Origin of the sequence: Paenibacillus sp. FSL H8-0317, assembly GCF_045040685.1 — a bacterium.
GTDB lineage: Bacteria > Bacillota > Bacilli > Paenibacillales > Paenibacillaceae > Paenibacillus.
This window is the reverse complement of the sequence record NZ_CP150294.1, coordinates 1,645,099-1,660,995: the sequence shown is the minus strand read 5'-3', so window position 1 is coordinate 1,660,995 and position 15,897 is coordinate 1,645,099. Positions and strand designations below refer to the sequence as shown.

The following is a 15,897-nucleotide window of genomic DNA, read 5'->3' as shown; positions in this document are numbered from 1 at the left end:
AAACCTCCATCTCTACTTCCATTGAAATGAAGGTTTAGCTTCCGGTCTCAAGTTTACTTTCATTGTTTTGAAATAGTAACTATCATATTTAAATAGAACAAAATAAAATTATTTACATAATATACAATTTAACCTAATATATAGTTTTCCGGACTTAGTTCAAATAATCACATTGTTAAGGGAGGATTTTTCATGAAATTTGGAAAAATTTTAAAAAGCACTACTTTCACTCTGATCTTCACTGCTAGCATCAAGTGCTTTAGCCGCTGGTACCGGTGATAATCCAACACCTACGAAAGATATTCCAAGCTTAAAACAACAACAAGTTCTTCCAAAAAAATTAAAAGATTTACATATTCACAAGGATAAAGCTGAAAGTAAATTCCAAATAATGGCAATTGGTGACTTAAAAACGGTAGGTGTTACCCCTTTCAAACAGGAAACAACATATTGGTGTGGACCAGCTACGTCTAAGCAAGTATTAAATTACCTAAATGGCAGTTCAGAATCACAATCATATTATGCGCAAAAATTAGGAACCACAAAAGATGGAACTGACTTTACAGTTGTTGATGACGTACTAAATAATCTTCAATCAAACTATACTTATTCATACTCTACGTCACTTCCAATTGAATCATGGAAGTATGCCATCATGTATTCATCGGATAACTACCATCCAGCTGTATTAGATTTAAAAATTACCGGAAATGAATTAGAAAATTATACGGGAACTGTAAGCGGTCATATAATAAATGTCTCAGGTTATGAATTTAGAACAAATGATGCAAAAGTAAGACTCACTGATCCTTACGATCAAGGAAATAGAGGGAAAACGCATGGTAATAAGTGGTACACGCTTGAAAAAGTGTGGCAAGCTAATCAAAACCACTTTAGACAAGCAATTATATGGTAAAATCAGGTTAAAGAAGGGAAGCATGCTTCCCTTCTTTACTACTCTACAGGAGGCTTCGACATGAAAGAGAAGTATAGATGCATTTATTTCTATCTCATCATTGTGCTTATATTACTACTTACAGCCTGTAACCAATCAACTCCAGCAAATCAAACTATAGATCAACATTCACTTGAAAAACCTTCTAGTACATTGGAAACTGCACCTGAAACTAATTTAACAGATTTATCTCAAAAGCCAACGTTATCCGAACTTCCACAAGCTAAACCCGATGTTAAATTTAAGCTTCCTTACACAATCGATTCAATTACAATTAAAAATGATATTCTAGAGCGTAACACCATCGTTTCCAGCTATAAAAATGATAACGGTATCGTCATTTTTAGTAGAGATTTTTCTACAACTGAAGTGATGGAGATGGAAATCATTCAGTTTGACACGAAAAACAATACCTATATCTCCCAATATCGTGCTGCGAAAGGCATGATTATTAATACCCTGGTGTCCGTTGGCGATGACTTATTTTGGGTAGAAAATCCATCCAAGTCAACAGATAATACTACTCCATGGAAAATTAAACGAATGAAACGAGATGATCTTGATGCAACCGCTACCGTTTTTGCCGAAGGGATTAGCGAAGATCAGATAGCCGTTCCAGTATTAAGATCCAATCAAGATGAAATTAGCTGGATAGAGAAGAAGATTACCAATCACATCGTGAAGAACGAAGCTTACATTTATAATGTGAAGACTCGTATCAAGACCACGGTAGCCACACAATTTCTAAATGAACAATCAAAGAACAGAGAAGGTATCTTCCTTGATTTACAAAGGCCTGTAAAAGAAGGATTATTGATACAACAAACGGTTTTTGAAAATAAAGATCAGAATAATGAAAAACGGTTTGACATTGTTATGTATCCTAAAGACCATTCCAAACCTGAGCTTATTGTTAAAGATCGTGAAGACATTTATGATTTCACAGTAAATGAGCAATGGATTGTATTGACAACGGAGAGTACTACTGAAATCTTAGATAGAAAAACTAAAAAACTGATATATTCCATTATTCACGACAGCTCGCTACTCGGTGGATACTCGCCTTTTTTATTTGAAAATCAGCTTATCTACAAACAATCCCCCTATATTATGGCTGTAGATTTAACCACAGGTAATAAACAACGGTTAACCACAAAAGAAGGAAGTTATACCCCTATTACTAATTTCGGGGATATTCTTACCTTTACTCGTATGGATTTTGGAAAGGACAGGACTCAAGCAGAATTATTTTTTGTCAACTTGAATCCTTAGAATACCAACAATACTGATTAATAATATTTCTAGAGAAATCCTGTTATAACTCACTCTCACTGTAAATGGCCTCCCCATGGTTAGACATTATCTAACCATGGGGAGGCCATTTCAATAATATTCTAAACGATTATCACACAAAACTTTAAGCCTCTGTACTAAGTAAACAAACGTCCAAATTCATAATTCAACCTATAATCCAGCGAGCACCTGATACCACACGCCGCGTTTGGAGTACAACGTACTGCGTACCTCATCCCATCCACCCAGATAGTTGATATCAAATAACCCTTCAGGCGTTGGGAATGTGGACTCCGTCTGTGCAAATACATCCGGATCTACTGAACGAAAACCATGTTTCGCAAAAATGTGCTGTGCTTCTGGTGTACGCAGATATGCGACAAAAGCTTCTGCCAGTTCACGATTTCCATGTTTGTCGGCATATTTATTCACCACGACTGCCGGGTTCTCAATCAGGATCGTATTCTTCGGAACGACGATATCATAATCTACACCTTTGGCGATCCGGGCAAGCAATTCATTTTCATATGTGACAATTACATCACCCACTCCATACTCGAATGCGGCCATCGAAGAACGACCGCTCTTGTCCAATGATTCCACGTTGCGGTGTACCTGTTCGAGAAAAGCCTTGGCTGCGGCAGGATCTTTCTTACCCTCTTGCTCCTCCGACAGTTTCAATCCGGCACCGTAAATGGCATTAATATCCCATTGTGCGCCCCCGGATGTCTTTGGATTAGGGTAGAGTACCTTCACTCCCGGCTTGGTTAAGTCCTGAAAATCACGAATACCCAGCGGGTTGCCTGCTCTTGTGCCCAGAACAACAATCGAACGGGTGATCATGCCCTCATTAGGGGTCTGTTTCCAATCGGAGCTAACCAGATCGGCTTTGACCAGCTTGTCGATATCACTCTCCATTGCGAGCAGGGCTACATCAGCCTCGAATCCCCCAACAATGGCTCTTGCTTGTGTACCCGAAGCTTCATAGGATTCTTGAAAGTTAATCGTCTGTCCGGTTTTTGCCTTCCACTCCTCTTGGAACTTGGGTAGCAATTCGCCTACAGCATCTTTCGCTACACTATAAGCACCAATCACCAGTGTATTGGATGAATCGTTACCAGAGGGCTCGTTCTGTTCACTTGCCCCCTCCTGCTTGCTGCATCCAGCGGTCATGCAGACGAGCAGAAGCATGAGGGCAACATATAAGAGTATGGCTTTCTTCTTCCTCGTCTGCATGGGCAGCCCCTTTCTTCCACTTGATCTAAATCATCACCGGCATCGGATCTTCCTTCAGTCGGTTCTCAACCACCCAACTGTTGGAGTCATTGAACAGGTATGCACGGTGTACAAGGACTCGAATTTGTTGACCGATCTCCAATGTCGTTTTCTCCAGGGAACGATATGTGATTAACTTATGACCCTGTACGTCCACCTCTACCATCCATTCACTGCCGCGGAAATGAAGATGTTTGACTGTACCTTTTTCCGTTGCAGACAGCATGGTGAATTCGTTTTTCAAGCCGATCTCAATATACTCCGGTCGGATCAGCGCTTTGGTACCTTCACCCTCAACCGCATGTTCGAATCCTTTCAACTGGGAGGCATCCTCCACAACCGTAGACTCCCCGATAAATGTAGCGACAAAAGGGGTCTGCGGGTTTTTGTATATATCCCAAGGTGTGCCCTTTTGCTCCAGACGACCTTGGCTGATAATCATAATCTCGTCCGCCACTTCAATCGCTTCATCCTGGTCATGTGTTACAAAAATCGAAGTGATTCCTACCCGCTCGATTAGCTCACGTAACCATGAACGCAGTTCCTGACGGATCTTGGCATCAATGGCCGCGAACGGTTCGTCCAGCAATAACAGCTGTGGCTCCGGGGCGAGTGCTCTGGCAAAAGCAACACGCTGACGCTGCCCACCAGACAGCTGATGCGGATAGCGCTGTTCGAAACCTTTTAACCCGGTCAGTTCAACCAGTTCCATTACCCGATCACGGATCTGGGCTTTTGGTGTCTTCTTAACCTTGAGTCCAAAGGCGATATTCTCAAATACCGTCATATGTTTGAACAAGGCATAGTTCTGGAATACAAATCCGATGCCCCGCTCCTGTGGAGGCAGATGGTTCACGACTTTTCCGTGAAAGCGAATCTCCCCGGAACCCGGATTCTCCAGACCCGCAAGCATCCGCAGAATGGACGTTTTCCCGCCTCCGCTGGGTCCAAGCAGACCGATCAGATGGCCTTTGGCAATATCGAATGAGACATCTTTTACCGCATGAAAATCACCGAAATGTTTGTTCAGATCACGGACTTCTACATGCATATCAATGCACTTCCTTTCGCTTCTTGGCCCATTCCATCATGAGCAGCAGCCCGACGGAGAAGGTTACCAGCACCAACGCCACACCATTTGCGGCAGCCACATTAAAATTCTCAACATCCTGATACACCAGGGTTGTTGCGGTCTGCGTTTTGTTCATAATATTACCGGATACCACCAGCACTGCACCGAATTCCCCAAGCGAGCGCGCAACCGTCAAGACTAGACCATACACTACCGCCCAGCGGATCGAAGGCCATGTCACACTCCAGAACGTTCTCCAGCCGTATGCGCCAAGTGTAGATGCGGCCTCCTCTTGCTGGGAACCGAGTTCCTGCAGGACAGGCATAACCTCTCTGACCATCAGTGGAAAGGTAACAAATAACGTTGCGATCACCATACCCGGGAAGGCATAGACCACATTGAATCCAATCCCTTCAAAAAAAGCGCCCATAATGCTGTTAGGTCCCAACATCAACACAATCATCAAACCGCCAATGACAGGAGATACGGCATAAGGCAGGTCTACAATGCTGTTCAGCAGCCCTTTTATCTTTTCACTCAGCCATCCGGCACGAACCAGATACAGAGCCATCATGATGCCAAACAATGTATTTAACAGGGTGACCACCAGGACAACCAGTCCGGTCATCATCAAGGCATGTAGCGCCTCAGGACGCATTAACCCTTTCAGGAATCCACCTGCCCCGTCTTCAAATGCACCAATAAAAATGCGTCCGAGCGGGATGATCAGCAGTACAATAAATACCGCAAACGTCAGTCCGATTAAGAGTCGTCTCATCGTCTTCTCCCCCGCATCTGCACCAGATTGATCAGCCAGAGGATCAGGAAGGAGAGCGTCAGGAGCAACACGGATACAGCAGCAGCTCCCGTTGGATTATCACTTTCAATCTCCCCGTAGATAAATACGGAAGCGGTCAGTGTTCTGCCCGGAATGTTACCAGCCACCAGCACGACAGCACCAAATTCAGCCAGTCCTCTGGAGAAAGCGAGCATCCCCCCACTGATCATGCCAGGTGCCATGGAAGGCAAAATAACCTGCATGAACGTGCGAGCCTTGGATGCCCCCATCGTGTACGAGGCCTCTTCCTCGGAAGGATCGATTTCTTCCAGCAAAGGCTGCACCGCACGGATAACAAACGGAAACGTGACAAAGGTCATCGCGATAACAATGGCGGGCTGGTGAAATACAATCTCAAATCCCATGGATTCTGCCAGTTTCCCGATGGCACTGACCGGACCCAAAAGCAGCATAATCATCAAGCCGCCCACCGCTGTTGGCAGTGCAAACGGGAGATCAACCAGACTGTTGAGAAACGATCGACCTACAAAGCGATACCTTGTCAACACCCAAGCGATCATCGTGCCCAAAACCACATTAATCAGCGTGGCAATCACGGCCAGCCGAATGGTCAGCAGTACGGCTTTCCACGCGATGGGGTCCATAATGCTCTGAACAAAGTTGCTCCATCCTTCAGAGAAGGAATTGACGTACACACCGATGATTGGAAGTACAATAAGTACGATAAAATATAACAATACGGTACTGCGGAATCCCCAAGTCCATCCCTTATGACGAAGAACGGTATTCATTGCTGCGTTCCCTCCCAGCCTCCGGCTTTAGCTCCGGTCGGCAGTCTTCCTGGCTTTAATACGACATTTTTCCTAAGTTGGATGATATTACTTTAATATTATTCCCATTAGTCTACTTGGTTTTGCTTTTCTGATACTTTACCAGTTTGCAGTGCTAATCGTCAATGCTTTTATTGAATATAATTGGGCCACATATGAGATTAATTAATTAAAATCACTTCAGGTTATTTCTGTCCTCTTCGTTATGGTGCAATTCCCATAATCAGCGTCATATGTGGTTTGTTTGGTATGTAGTGGTTAAGGTACAATCGAGGGTAAGAACAGAGATGATAAGGAGTGATCTAACATGTTATATACGAAGAATATATCCACTTCCACACGAGACGAAATGAAGGATATCACATGGGACGTGAAGCAGGTTGTCCAGAGTAGCGGAGTGCAGAATGGGACGGTGCTCATCTACTGTCCACATACGACGGCCGGTATTGCCATCAACGAAAATGCAGACCCGGATGTGAAACACGATGTCTTGTTGCGTCTGGACGAAGTATACCCTTGGGAGCATCCCGAGTATCGACATGCCGAAGGCAATACAGCCTCTCACCTCAAATCGATCACTACAGGGCCATCACAGACGGTGATTATTCACGAAGGCAGGCTGCTGCTTGGCCGCTGGCAAGGCATTTACTTTTGCGAATTCGATGGACCACGTGAGCGGGAGTACTTCCTCAAAATCATGGAAGGTTAGTTGGGTCCAATAGGCCTGCCACCCACTCGTTCATTTTTGATAAACACAAACAGGCGGTCCACCCTCATTCCGGGTCGGAGCCGCCTGACTTGGTTTGCTGCGCATACTAACTTTCGCGAGACAACGTTATAAAGGATTAAAGTTATGACAAATCACCGCCCTGAAGTGTAGGGGTGCAACAACAGCGCCATTATTGGTCGCCAGACTGCTGACCCAGATTGCGGCACAGCACTTTGACATGAGACAGCGCAGACGATTCAATCTCCACAAACGTTAAACGGTCCTGAATGTAATAAGAAATGAATCCGTGCATAGCCAAAAATAGCGTACGCGGTACCCTTTGAATATCCTCTTCCGTACAGTTCTCTTCATTCATATACTGCCTTATAATCGATGCAAACAATTCGAAGCAACGTCCCTGTTCGGCACGACAATAAGACAACAGTTCTTCGTCCCTGATCATAAACATAATTTCGTATTGGTATGGATTCTCCAGACCAAAGCGAATAAACTCCATCATGATATGCTCTACCTTGCTCACATCATCACGAACCGGCCTGACCATGGCTTGCAGCAGCAAATGCCCCAGATGATTAAAATCTTCAACCACGATGGCATAGAACAGCTCTGCCTTTTCCTTAAAGTGATAATACAGCGACCCATGACTATAGCCCAGATGCTGGCCGATGCTTCGCATCGAAATGGCGCGGTATCCTTTGGTAATAAAAAGGTGCCTCGCCGCCTCCAGTATCCGCTCCCTCGACAACTCCTGTTCGACTGCTCTTCTAGCCATATATTTTATTCCCCTTCAATAAAATAAAGCCGCTGTCCCTCCGTGATCCGGGATTGCCCTTGCGTCAAATCCGTGATCCAGGCTACAAAAGCCTCGATTTCACTATCCGGCGGAAGACAAGTCAACGTAACCTTATCGGTGAATCCAGTTTCACCTGTACGGACTTCCCGGCTTCTTAACTCATTTTCCACTTTACCCAGCCACGTATAATCCAGTTCAACAAACACTTCACGATGCAGCACGTTGGTAATGGCTTCTCCGGCTTCAATGGCTGCTACAGCTCCATCCGTATAAGCACGAATTAACCCGCCAGCTCCAAGCATAATTCCCCCGAAGTATCGCGTAACCACAATTGCCACATTTTTTAATTTCTGATTTTTGATCACTTCAAGAATGGGTTTCCCTGCTGTTCCGCTGGGTTCCCCGTCATCGGATTGCTTCTGGACTTCGTCCCGCTCCCCAATCATGTATGCAGAGCAGTTATGAGTTGCATTCCAATGTTTTTTCTTGATCTCATCGATGAAAGCAACAGCTTCTGCCTCTGTCGTGACCGGCATAATATGACCGATAAATCGCGACTTCTTGATTACAATTTCCAGATTGCCCGGTCCTCGAACCGTGCGATAACGTTCAATCATCCCAAATCCAACTTTCTGATCTTTTCCTGAGTCTATTTTACAAGAAAGCAGTTCACCGCGCGAACGCGGACGAACTGCCCTGGTTATCTACATCCGGGAACCCTGCATCTTACACAAACAGTGATTCCCGGTTAGATTTACATTACCTTATTCAACTATATGAGCAGACCGATGAATTATTCGGAAAGTCTCGCTTCGAGCGCTGCTTTCTCTTCTTCAAAGCCTGGTTTGCCCAGCAATGCGAACATATTCTTCTTGTAAGCTTCCACGCCTGGTTGGTCAAATGGATTGACGCCCAGCAGGTAGCCACTGATACCGCATGCTTTTTCAAAGAAGTATACCAGATATCCGAAAGAATATGGAGTCATATCTGGAATGTTCACAATCAGGTTTGGCACTTGACCATCTGTATGTGCAAGCAGTGTTCCCTGGAATGCTTTTTTGTTAACAAAGTCCATAGTTTTGCCTTCAAGGAAGTTCAAACCATCCAGATCGTCCGGATCGGATTTGATTGAGATATGCTCAGCAACTTCAGTAACCTGAATAACAGTTTCGAAGATATTCCGGCTACCTTCCTGGATGAATTGACCCATGGAGTGCAAGTCTGTAGAGAAATCAACGGATGCAGGATAGATCCCTTTGTAGTCTTTACCTTCACTCTCTCCAAACAGTTGTTTCCACCACTCGGATACGAAGTGCAGGGAAGGCTCATAGTTTACAAGAATCTCAGTTCCTTTACCTTTGCGATACAATGCGTTACGAACTGCAGCATATTGATATGCTTCATTCTCAGCTACGTTCGGGTTGCTGTATTCTTTGGATGCGTCAGCCGCACCTTGCATCATTTCTTCGATGCTGATACCAGCTGCTGCGATTGGCAGCAAACCTACAGCTGTCAGAACGGAGTAACGTCCGCCTACATCATCCGGGATAATGAAAGATTCGTATCCTTCTGCATTTGCCAGTTCTTTCAATGCACCACGCGCTTTGTCTGTTGTAGCATAGATGCGTTTGCGAGCTTCTTCCTTACCATATTTCTCTTCCAGTGCTGCACGGAAGATACGGAATGCAATTGCCGGCTCTGTTGTTGTACCGGATTTGGAGATGACGTTAACGGAGAAATCTTTGCCTTCAACCAGATCCAGCAAATGAGTTACATATGTGGAGCTGATATTGTTTCCTGCAAAATAGATTTCAGGCGTTTTGCGTTTGTCTTTTGGCAGATTGTTATAGAAAGAGTGAGTCAGCATTTCAATCGCTGCACGTGCACCCAGGTATGATCCACCGATACCGATAACGATCAGTACTTCGGAGTCGCTTTGGATTTTGGCAGCCGCTTTTTGAATGCGGGCGAACTCTTCTTTGTCATAAGCCGTCGGCAGGTCAATCCAGCCCAGATAATCGGAGCCTGTTCCTGTTCCGTTGTGAAGCTGCTCGTGAGCCAGACGAATCGGTTCTGCAAAATAATCCACTTCATGCTGATTTACAAATTGCAATGCCGTGCTATAGTCAAATGTCACTTTTTTTGCCATGATCTCAAAAACCTCCTGATTTCGGTTATATTTTTTCCGTATCCGTATTCCATTCTAAACAACTTGCCTTAAGGATACTTCAAATCCACGGGGCTGACAAGCTTGCAGCTCGAACTTTGTCGTTAGAATTCAAGAAGCAAAAAGGGTAAACCGAATCCGCGGGTTGCGGTTCTGCTTACCCTTCTTATGTTATTCCGCCGGGTACGAGCAGACGTAGTCAGTAACGCTGCGTATCTCCAGTTTAAATTTGGATTCGGCAGGCACGTGGAACGTAGCTTGGCCTTGAATCTCTTGCCACTCTTCTTCTCCGGGAAGCAATACTTTCAGATCTCCGGACAGAATCTCCATAATTTCACGGGAATCCGTACCGAACTCATAACTGCCTGGAAGCATGATGCCTAGAGTCACTTTGCTGCCATCCCCCAAAATAACCGTTCTGCTGGTTACCTGACCATCATAATAAATGTTGGCCTCTTTCACTACACTGACTTGATCGAATTGTGACATGCGTACCCGCTCCCCTGAAGTTAATGAAAACAAAAGGCAAAACAGATTAGGGCAATAACGAGTTACCGCCCATGCTCTGCGGAAATAACTTACTGCCATGAATCAGGACAGCATGAAGCTCTCCCGACCATAGCAGCGCTTATGAAGCTATAAGTGTGTGTTCAAAAAGTCAGGTTTTCAGTACCGAGAAGATGGGATGAAGCTAGAAATGGAGTAGCGGAGCGTAAGAGAAAACTACGTGAGCAACGGACATTTCGGCTGAATCCCATTTTCGACGCTGATGATGCCGTGAGGCATCCTTCGTAATCAAAAGCAGACTTTTTGAACAACCTCTATTACAGCAATGCTTTTACGCGGCTAACCACGTTGTCCACTGTAAAGCCATATTCTTGGATAACACGGTCGCCAGGCGCGGATGCACCAAATGTGCTGATTCCGAGAATGTCACCTTGATCTCCAACATATTTTTCCCAGCCCATTGGATAAGCCATTTCAATCGCAAGACGAGCTTTAACATCCGGAAGAAGAACGGACTCTTTGTAAGCTTTGTCTTGTTTCTCGAACAGATCCCAACTTGGCATGCTGATTACGCGAACTTGGATGCCTTGTTCTGCAAGTGCTGCTTGAGCTTTAACAGCCAATTGCACTTCAGAACCTGTAGCGATGATTTGTGCTACCGCTTTGCCATCTTTTGCATCAGAGACAACATAAGCACCACGTTTCACGTTCTCACGTGAACCTTCAACCGTACCTTCCAGGATCGGCAGGTTTTGACGAGTGAGTACGAGTGCAACCGGGTTGCTCTTGTTCTCAAGCGCATAAGCCCAAGCAGCCGAAGTTTCATTACCATCAGCCGGACGAATAACCGTCAGGTTAGGAATGATACGCAGGGATGCCAGTTGCTCGATTGGTTCGTGCGTAGGACCATCTTCACCAACAGCGATACTGTCGTGAGTCAGAACATACGTTACAGGCAATCCCATCAGGGCAGCCAGACGAACAGCCGGACGCAGGTAATCGGTAAATACGAAGAACGTACCTCCGAATACTTTCACACCGCTGTGCAGTGCCATACCGTTCATTGCTCCAGCCATACCGAATTCACGGATACCGAAGTAGATGTTACGGCCGGAGTAATCTTCAGGTGTGAAGTTCTCCAGGTTGTTCAAGTGAGTCATTGTAGAGCTTTCCAAGTCAGCAGATCCACCTGTCAGTTGTGGCACGTTGTGCGCCAGACCGTTCAGAGCGTTACCGGATGCTACACGAGTGGAAAGAGCTTTGTCTGTTGCTGCATATTTAGGAAGATCACGGTCCCAACCTTCTGGAAGGTCGCCGTTAATCGCTGTTTCGAATTGAACTGCCAGCTCAGGGAAAGCTTTTTTGTACTCGGCAAATTTCTCATCCCAAGCTTTGTTAGCAGAGATACCACGATCTTTCACTTGTGCAAAGTGATCGCGAACTTCAGCTGGTACGTGGAAGTTTTCTTCGTAAACCCATTTGTAATACTCTTTCGTCAATTTGGCTTCGTCTGCACCCAGTGGAGATCCGTGAGTACCGCCGTGGCCGCCTTTACCTTGTTTGTTCGGGCTACCATAACCGATAACCGTTTTAACTTCGATCAGTGTAGGACGCAGTGTATCTGCTTGACCTTCCTGAATTGCTTTTTCGATTGCAGGCAGATCGTTACCATCTTCAACGCGCAGCACTTGCCAGCCATAAGCTTCAAAACGCTTCGCGATGCTTTCGGAAGAAGACAGATCCAATTTACCATCCAACGTGATGTCATTGGAGTCGAACAACATGATCAGTTTGCCCAAGTGCAAACGTCCAGCCAGGGAAGCTGATTCATGAGATACGCCTTCCATCAAGTCGCCATCACCACAGATTGCGTAAGTGTAGTGGTCAACTACGTTGAATTTGTCTTTATTGTATGTTGCGCCCAGTTGAGCTTCAGCCATCGCCATACCTACAGCCATTGCAATACCTTGACCCAGTGGGCCGGTTGTTGCATCAACACCTGCAGTATGTCCAAATTCCGGGTGACCCGGAGTTTTGCTTCCCCATTGACGGAACTGTTTCAGTTCTTCCATTGGAAGATCATATCCGCTCAGGTGCAGCAAGCTGTACAGCAACATGGAGCCATGTCCTGCAGACAGGACAAAACGGTCCCGGTTAACCCAAGTTGGGTGGTCCGGGTTATGAGTCATCGTTTTTGCAAAAAGTTGGTACCCCATTGGAGCGGAGCCCATAGGCATACCCGGATGTCCGGAATTTGCCTTCTCAATTGCATCAATCGCCAAAGTACGTACGGTAGTAATCGACAGGTTGTCGATTGTGGTGTTCTCGTCCTTTTGAATCGCTTCGTTCTTGTCAGTCATGGTTTGTCCTCCTCATGTCTTTAGATAAGTCGGGTGCGCAAGCGAATCCCTCTCATCATACAAGCAAACCGAATTTCACAATAAGTGAATCCGCTTGAGTGTTTCATTTTGACTTATTCACTTTTGTATTGTATCACTTGGCGTGAAGCTTTTCCATAACCTTCTTTTAGAAGTTCGTGAAAAATCGGTGGTTTGTGATGAATAATCCTTGGCCTATCAAGCAAAAATCGTACTGTACAAGGTACTAAATTCCAAAAACAGACTTAAGGAGCCTCGCAAATCCATCGCATGAAGTATAACCTTTAACCTGAAAACCATGCATTTTTTAGATATTCATCCTCAATTCACATATAATGTTCCTTAATATGGATTACAAAATTCGGGCTGTGGTTTACTTTTTTCAGATGTACACGCGTCAATCATAGGAGGTCTCGATCATGCCAGATCCTGCTGCTCACCCATCAACATCGGCAAAACACTCATTACCCTGGATATCCGGTATTTTAACGGGAATTCTCTCGGGAGTTGTCCTGGGATTTTTCCTCAAAATGATTCAGGCCATCACAGGTGAACAAGTATATACTCTGCTGCTGAATATTGATTTTGTGCCTGGTCTTCCGCCAACCTTACCCGAATTCTTTGAATTTGCTTTGCATCTCATCGTGTCCGTTGTCATCGGTATCTTCTATCTGTGGTGGGTAAGGCATTCAGGCCGCCCTATGATCAAAGGGATTTTACTTGGTGCAGTCTCGTCCTTGCTCTATATCCCACTCTCTCGATTGTCATCACGTGTGCCAGACCTGTACGATGTGTCCGCCATCCTCTACTGGATTGTAGGACATCTGCTGTTTGGTATTTTGCTTGGCTTGTGCGGAAAGTATATCAACACAACAAAAAAAGCGACTCCCGTTTCGTAAACGAATTGGGGTCGCTTTATTGTTAGTCTATTACGTGGTTCCGAATCAACCTTGCACAGTATTAAAGCGTGAGCTTAAAATACAACGGTTTTATTTTCGTGAACAAGAACACGGTCTTCGACATGCCATTTCACGGCACGTGCGAGCACAACACGCTCAATGGTACGTCCAATACGCTTCAGCTCGGTTACATCGTCCCCGTGGCTTACACGCTGCACATCCTGTTCAATAATCGGGCCGCCATCCAGTTCTTCCGTAACATAGTGCGCTGTTGCACCGATAATTTTGACACCACGGTTGTACGCCTGCGCATACGGTTTACCACCCACAAAGGCTGGCAGGAACGAATGGTGGATATTAATGATTCGATTACGGTAGTGCTCAATGAACATGGGAGAGATGATCTGCATGTAACGAGCCAGAATGATCACATCCACATCGTTGCCGATGACGTCCAGTTGGCGCTGTTCCGCTTCTTTCTTCGTATCTGCTGTAACCGGAATATGATGATATGGAATACCGAATGATTCTACATAGTCCTTCATGTCCAGATGGTTGCTGACCACAAGCGCAATATCGGCATCCAGGTCGCCTGCCTGCCATTGCCACAACAATTCAACCAGACAGTGATCCTCTTTGGATACAAAGATAGCCAGTTTCTTCTTGCGACTGACCGCAGATAACGTCCATTCCATCTGGAAACGGCTTGCTACTTCTGCAAAATCAGCTTCGAGTTTCGGCAAATTGACCAACAATTGCGGAAGATCAAACTCAATTCGCATAAAGAACATGCCGCCAGCAGGGTCCATTGTATACTGGTCCGACTGAACAATATTTGCACCATGCTGGTGCAGGAAGTGAGAGACGGCAGCTACAATTCCTGGACCATCCGGACAGGAAATAAGCATGCGCGCACGATCGGCGCGGTTTTTAGAATCAGGGCGTACTTGTTTAGCGTGGATCTCCATCGGGTTATTCTTCCTCCTTCAATTAAGCCATGACCTGCGGGATTAACCCACAAGCCATGCAATCAAGCGATGATTCAGTTGTTCTTCATTCAAATGCGGGAATAGTGCAGCTTCAGTCACCATGTCATAGAGGCGTTCCAGCGGTTCGCGCGGATCTGCCTTTTTGGCTTTGGCATCATTTTTGAGCAACGTCCACACATCCAGAATATACGAACGAGACTCAATCTCTTTACCTTTGAAAAAGTGTTGCAACTGTTCTACTTCTGTCAGGAAATCCTGGCCGAATCGACCGGCAACATCCCCACGAAGCAGGGCAATCTCCACCTCATACATTGGACGCTGTGTCTTCGCCTCTTTACCAATCCAAGGTGTCTCCAGAATAAATGGACGTCCTTGAAGCTTCTCATGGTTGACGATGCGGTTAATCGCTTCAAACCCGATCCAGCCAGAGCCAATCGGTGTATGACGGTCCTTGTGCGCACCCACAGCATTCTTACTATCATTAATATGCATTACGGCAATGCGGTCAAGTCCTACCGTACGATCGAATTGTTCCAGTACACCGTCAAAATCATTAACGATATCATATCCGGCATCATGAATGTGACATGTATCCATACACACAGTCAGGCGCTCGTTATATGTTACTTTCTCGATAATCTGAGCGATCTCTTCGAAACTGCGACCCATCTCCGTACCTTTGCCAGCCATGGTCTCCAGAGCGATGTTCACATCCGTGTCTTTCACACCCTCCAGTACTTCATTCAATCCTTCTGCGATCCTTCCGATCCCATAGTGGGCATCTTTGTCTGTAAATGCGCCGGGATGTAATACGATGTTCTTCACACCAATAGCATGTGTCCGACGAATCTCTTCCTGAAGGAAATCTACAGCCAGTCTAAACGTATTATCTTTGTATGAGCCAAGATTAACAATGTACGGTGCATGGACAACGATATCTTCCATTCCACCCTCTTGCATGGCAACCTTGCCTTCTTCAATATACATGGACTCAATTGGCTTGCGACGTGTATTCTGTGGTGCACCCGTATATATCATAAACGAACTGGAACCGTACGAGGACGCTTCCTTCGTTGCACTCAATAATCCCTTGTCCGAAAAGGACACGTGGGAGCCGATTTTCAGCATTATTGATCCCCCTTATTCTGAATTATCCCTTATTCTAACGCGATTATCGAAATAAATCTAGAAATGCGCTATAATTCGGGAT

Annotated in this window: 15 protein-coding genes; 4 read left to right on the top strand and 11 right to left on the bottom strand. The window is 45.4% G+C overall.

What is annotated here, in order from left to right:
* Positions 1–391: 391 nt before the first annotated feature.
* A complete protein-coding gene (locus MHB43_RS07495) occupies positions 392–916 on the top strand; it encodes a C39 family peptidase (protein ID WP_405131628.1) in 525 nt (174 codons plus the stop codon).
* 60 nt (positions 917–976) lie between these two features.
* Positions 977–2,227: a hypothetical protein gene (locus tag MHB43_RS07490; RefSeq protein WP_339182955.1), complete on the top strand. Its 1,251-nt coding sequence runs from the start codon at positions 977–979 to the stop codon at positions 2,225–2,227.
* 192 nt (positions 2,228–2,419) lie between these two features.
* Here MHB43_RS07490 and MHB43_RS07485 read toward each other — a convergent pair whose 3' ends face one another.
* The 4 genes from MHB43_RS07485 to cysT are packed head-to-tail and all read right to left on the bottom strand — an operon-like array spanning position 2,420 to position 6,185.
* Positions 2,420–3,484 carry a sulfate ABC transporter substrate-binding protein gene (locus MHB43_RS07485; RefSeq protein ID WP_339182953.1) on the bottom strand — a complete coding sequence of 355 codons (1,065 nt, stop codon included), beginning with the start codon at positions 3,482–3,484 and terminating at the stop codon, positions 2,420–2,422.
* Between the two features lie 25 nt (positions 3,485–3,509).
* The gene (locus tag MHB43_RS07480; protein ID WP_127544178.1) at positions 3,510–4,574 is read right to left on the bottom strand and encodes a sulfate/molybdate ABC transporter ATP-binding protein; all 1,065 of its coding nucleotides are present in this window, start codon (positions 4,572–4,574) and stop codon (positions 3,510–3,512) included.
* Between the two features lies 1 nt (position 4,575).
* Positions 4,576–5,373, bottom strand: a complete 798-nt coding sequence (locus MHB43_RS07475; protein WP_221819205.1) for a sulfate ABC transporter permease subunit — start codon at positions 5,371–5,373, stop codon at positions 4,576–4,578.
* Positions 5,370–6,185 (bottom strand): sulfate ABC transporter permease subunit CysT, encoded by an 816-nt coding sequence (cysT, locus tag MHB43_RS07470; RefSeq protein ID WP_017689978.1) that lies wholly within the window; start codon positions 6,183–6,185, stop codon positions 5,370–5,372. The genes MHB43_RS07475 and cysT overlap by 4 nt, the downstream gene beginning before the upstream one ends.
* Before the next feature lie 346 nt (positions 6,186–6,531).
* On the opposite strand from cysT, the gene MHB43_RS07465 reads away from it, so the two are divergent.
* Positions 6,532–6,933 carry a secondary thiamine-phosphate synthase enzyme YjbQ gene (locus MHB43_RS07465; RefSeq protein WP_076327247.1) on the top strand — a complete coding sequence of 134 codons (402 nt, stop codon included), beginning with the start codon at positions 6,532–6,534 and terminating at the stop codon, positions 6,931–6,933.
* Between the two features lie 190 nt (positions 6,934–7,123).
* On the opposite strand, the gene MHB43_RS07460 is transcribed toward MHB43_RS07465, so the two are convergent.
* From MHB43_RS07460 to tkt, 5 genes are all read right to left on the bottom strand, one after another.
* Positions 7,124–7,726 carry a TetR/AcrR family transcriptional regulator gene (locus MHB43_RS07460; RefSeq protein WP_221819202.1) on the bottom strand — a complete coding sequence of 201 codons (603 nt, stop codon included), beginning with the start codon at positions 7,724–7,726 and terminating at the stop codon, positions 7,124–7,126.
* A 5-nt stretch (positions 7,727–7,731) separates the two neighbouring features.
* Positions 7,732–8,364: a YigZ family protein gene (locus MHB43_RS07455; RefSeq protein ID WP_405131627.1), complete on the bottom strand. Its 633-nt coding sequence runs from the start codon at positions 8,362–8,364 to the stop codon at positions 7,732–7,734.
* Between the two features lie 176 nt (positions 8,365–8,540).
* Positions 8,541–9,896 (bottom strand): glucose-6-phosphate isomerase, encoded by a 1,356-nt coding sequence (locus MHB43_RS07450; protein ID WP_017689982.1) that lies wholly within the window; start codon positions 9,894–9,896, stop codon positions 8,541–8,543.
* A gap of 189 nt (positions 9,897–10,085) precedes the next feature.
* Positions 10,086–10,403, bottom strand: a complete 318-nt coding sequence (locus tag MHB43_RS07445) for a pyrimidine/purine nucleoside phosphorylase (RefSeq protein WP_017689983.1) — start codon at positions 10,401–10,403, stop codon at positions 10,086–10,088.
* 335 nt (positions 10,404–10,738) lie between these two features.
* Positions 10,739–12,781: a transketolase gene (tkt, locus tag MHB43_RS07440; RefSeq protein ID WP_339182946.1), complete on the bottom strand. Its 2,043-nt coding sequence runs from the start codon at positions 12,779–12,781 to the stop codon at positions 10,739–10,741.
* Positions 12,782–13,218: 437 nt separating this feature from the next.
* On the opposite strand from tkt, the gene MHB43_RS07435 reads away from it, so the two are divergent.
* Positions 13,219–13,698 carry a hypothetical protein gene (locus tag MHB43_RS07435; protein WP_339182944.1) on the top strand — a complete coding sequence of 160 codons (480 nt, stop codon included), beginning with the start codon at positions 13,219–13,221 and terminating at the stop codon, positions 13,696–13,698.
* A 74-nt stretch (positions 13,699–13,772) separates the two neighbouring features.
* Here MHB43_RS07435 and purU read toward each other — a convergent pair whose 3' ends face one another.
* Both purU and MHB43_RS07425 read right to left on the bottom strand, forming a co-directional pair.
* Positions 13,773–14,666, bottom strand: a complete 894-nt coding sequence (gene purU / locus MHB43_RS07430) for a formyltetrahydrofolate deformylase (protein ID WP_017689986.1) — start codon at positions 14,664–14,666, stop codon at positions 13,773–13,775.
* A 42-nt stretch (positions 14,667–14,708) separates the two neighbouring features.
* Positions 14,709–15,815: a deoxyribonuclease IV gene (locus MHB43_RS07425; protein ID WP_405131626.1), complete on the bottom strand. Its 1,107-nt coding sequence runs from the start codon at positions 15,813–15,815 to the stop codon at positions 14,709–14,711.
* Positions 15,816–15,897: the final 82 nt, after the last annotated feature.

Coding starts and splice junctions, on each gene's coding strand:
- MHB43_RS07460 (WP_221819202.1), bottom strand. CDS start 7,726: ATGGCTAGAAGAGCAGTCGAACAGGAGTTGTCGAGGGAGCGGATACTG.
- purU (WP_017689986.1), bottom strand. CDS start 14,666: ATGGAGATCCACGCTAAACAAGTACGCCCTGATTCTAAAAACCGCGCC.
- MHB43_RS07435 (WP_339182944.1), top strand. CDS start 13,219: ATGCCAGATCCTGCTGCTCACCCATCAACATCGGCAAAACACTCATTA.
- tkt (WP_339182946.1), bottom strand. CDS start 12,781: ATGACTGACAAGAACGAAGCGATTCAAAAGGACGAGAACACCACAATC.
- MHB43_RS07465 (WP_076327247.1), top strand. CDS start 6,532: ATGTTATATACGAAGAATATATCCACTTCCACACGAGACGAAATGAAG.
- MHB43_RS07450 (WP_017689982.1), bottom strand. CDS start 9,896: ATGGCAAAAAAAGTGACATTTGACTATAGCACGGCATTGCAATTTGTA.
- MHB43_RS07445 (WP_017689983.1), bottom strand. CDS start 10,403: ATGTCACAATTCGATCAAGTCAGTGTAGTGAAAGAGGCCAACATTTAT.
- MHB43_RS07480 (WP_127544178.1), bottom strand. CDS start 4,574: ATGCATGTAGAAGTCCGTGATCTGAACAAACATTTCGGTGATTTTCAT.
- MHB43_RS07455 (WP_405131627.1), bottom strand. CDS start 8,364: ATGATTGAACGTTATCGCACGGTTCGAGGACCGGGCAATCTGGAAATT.
- MHB43_RS07490 (WP_339182955.1), top strand. CDS start 977: ATGAAAGAGAAGTATAGATGCATTTATTTCTATCTCATCATTGTGCTT.
- MHB43_RS07485 (WP_339182953.1), bottom strand. CDS start 3,484: ATGCAGACGAGGAAGAAGAAAGCCATACTCTTATATGTTGCCCTCATG.
- MHB43_RS07495 (WP_405131628.1), top strand. CDS start 392: ATGGCAATTGGTGACTTAAAAACGGTAGGTGTTACCCCTTTCAAACAG.
- cysT (WP_017689978.1), bottom strand. CDS start 6,185: ATGAATACCGTTCTTCGTCATAAGGGATGGACTTGGGGATTCCGCAGT.
- MHB43_RS07425 (WP_405131626.1), bottom strand. CDS start 15,815: ATGCTGAAAATCGGCTCCCACGTGTCCTTTTCGGACAAGGGATTATTG.
- MHB43_RS07475 (WP_221819205.1), bottom strand. CDS start 5,373: ATGAGACGACTCTTAATCGGACTGACGTTTGCGGTATTTATTGTACTG.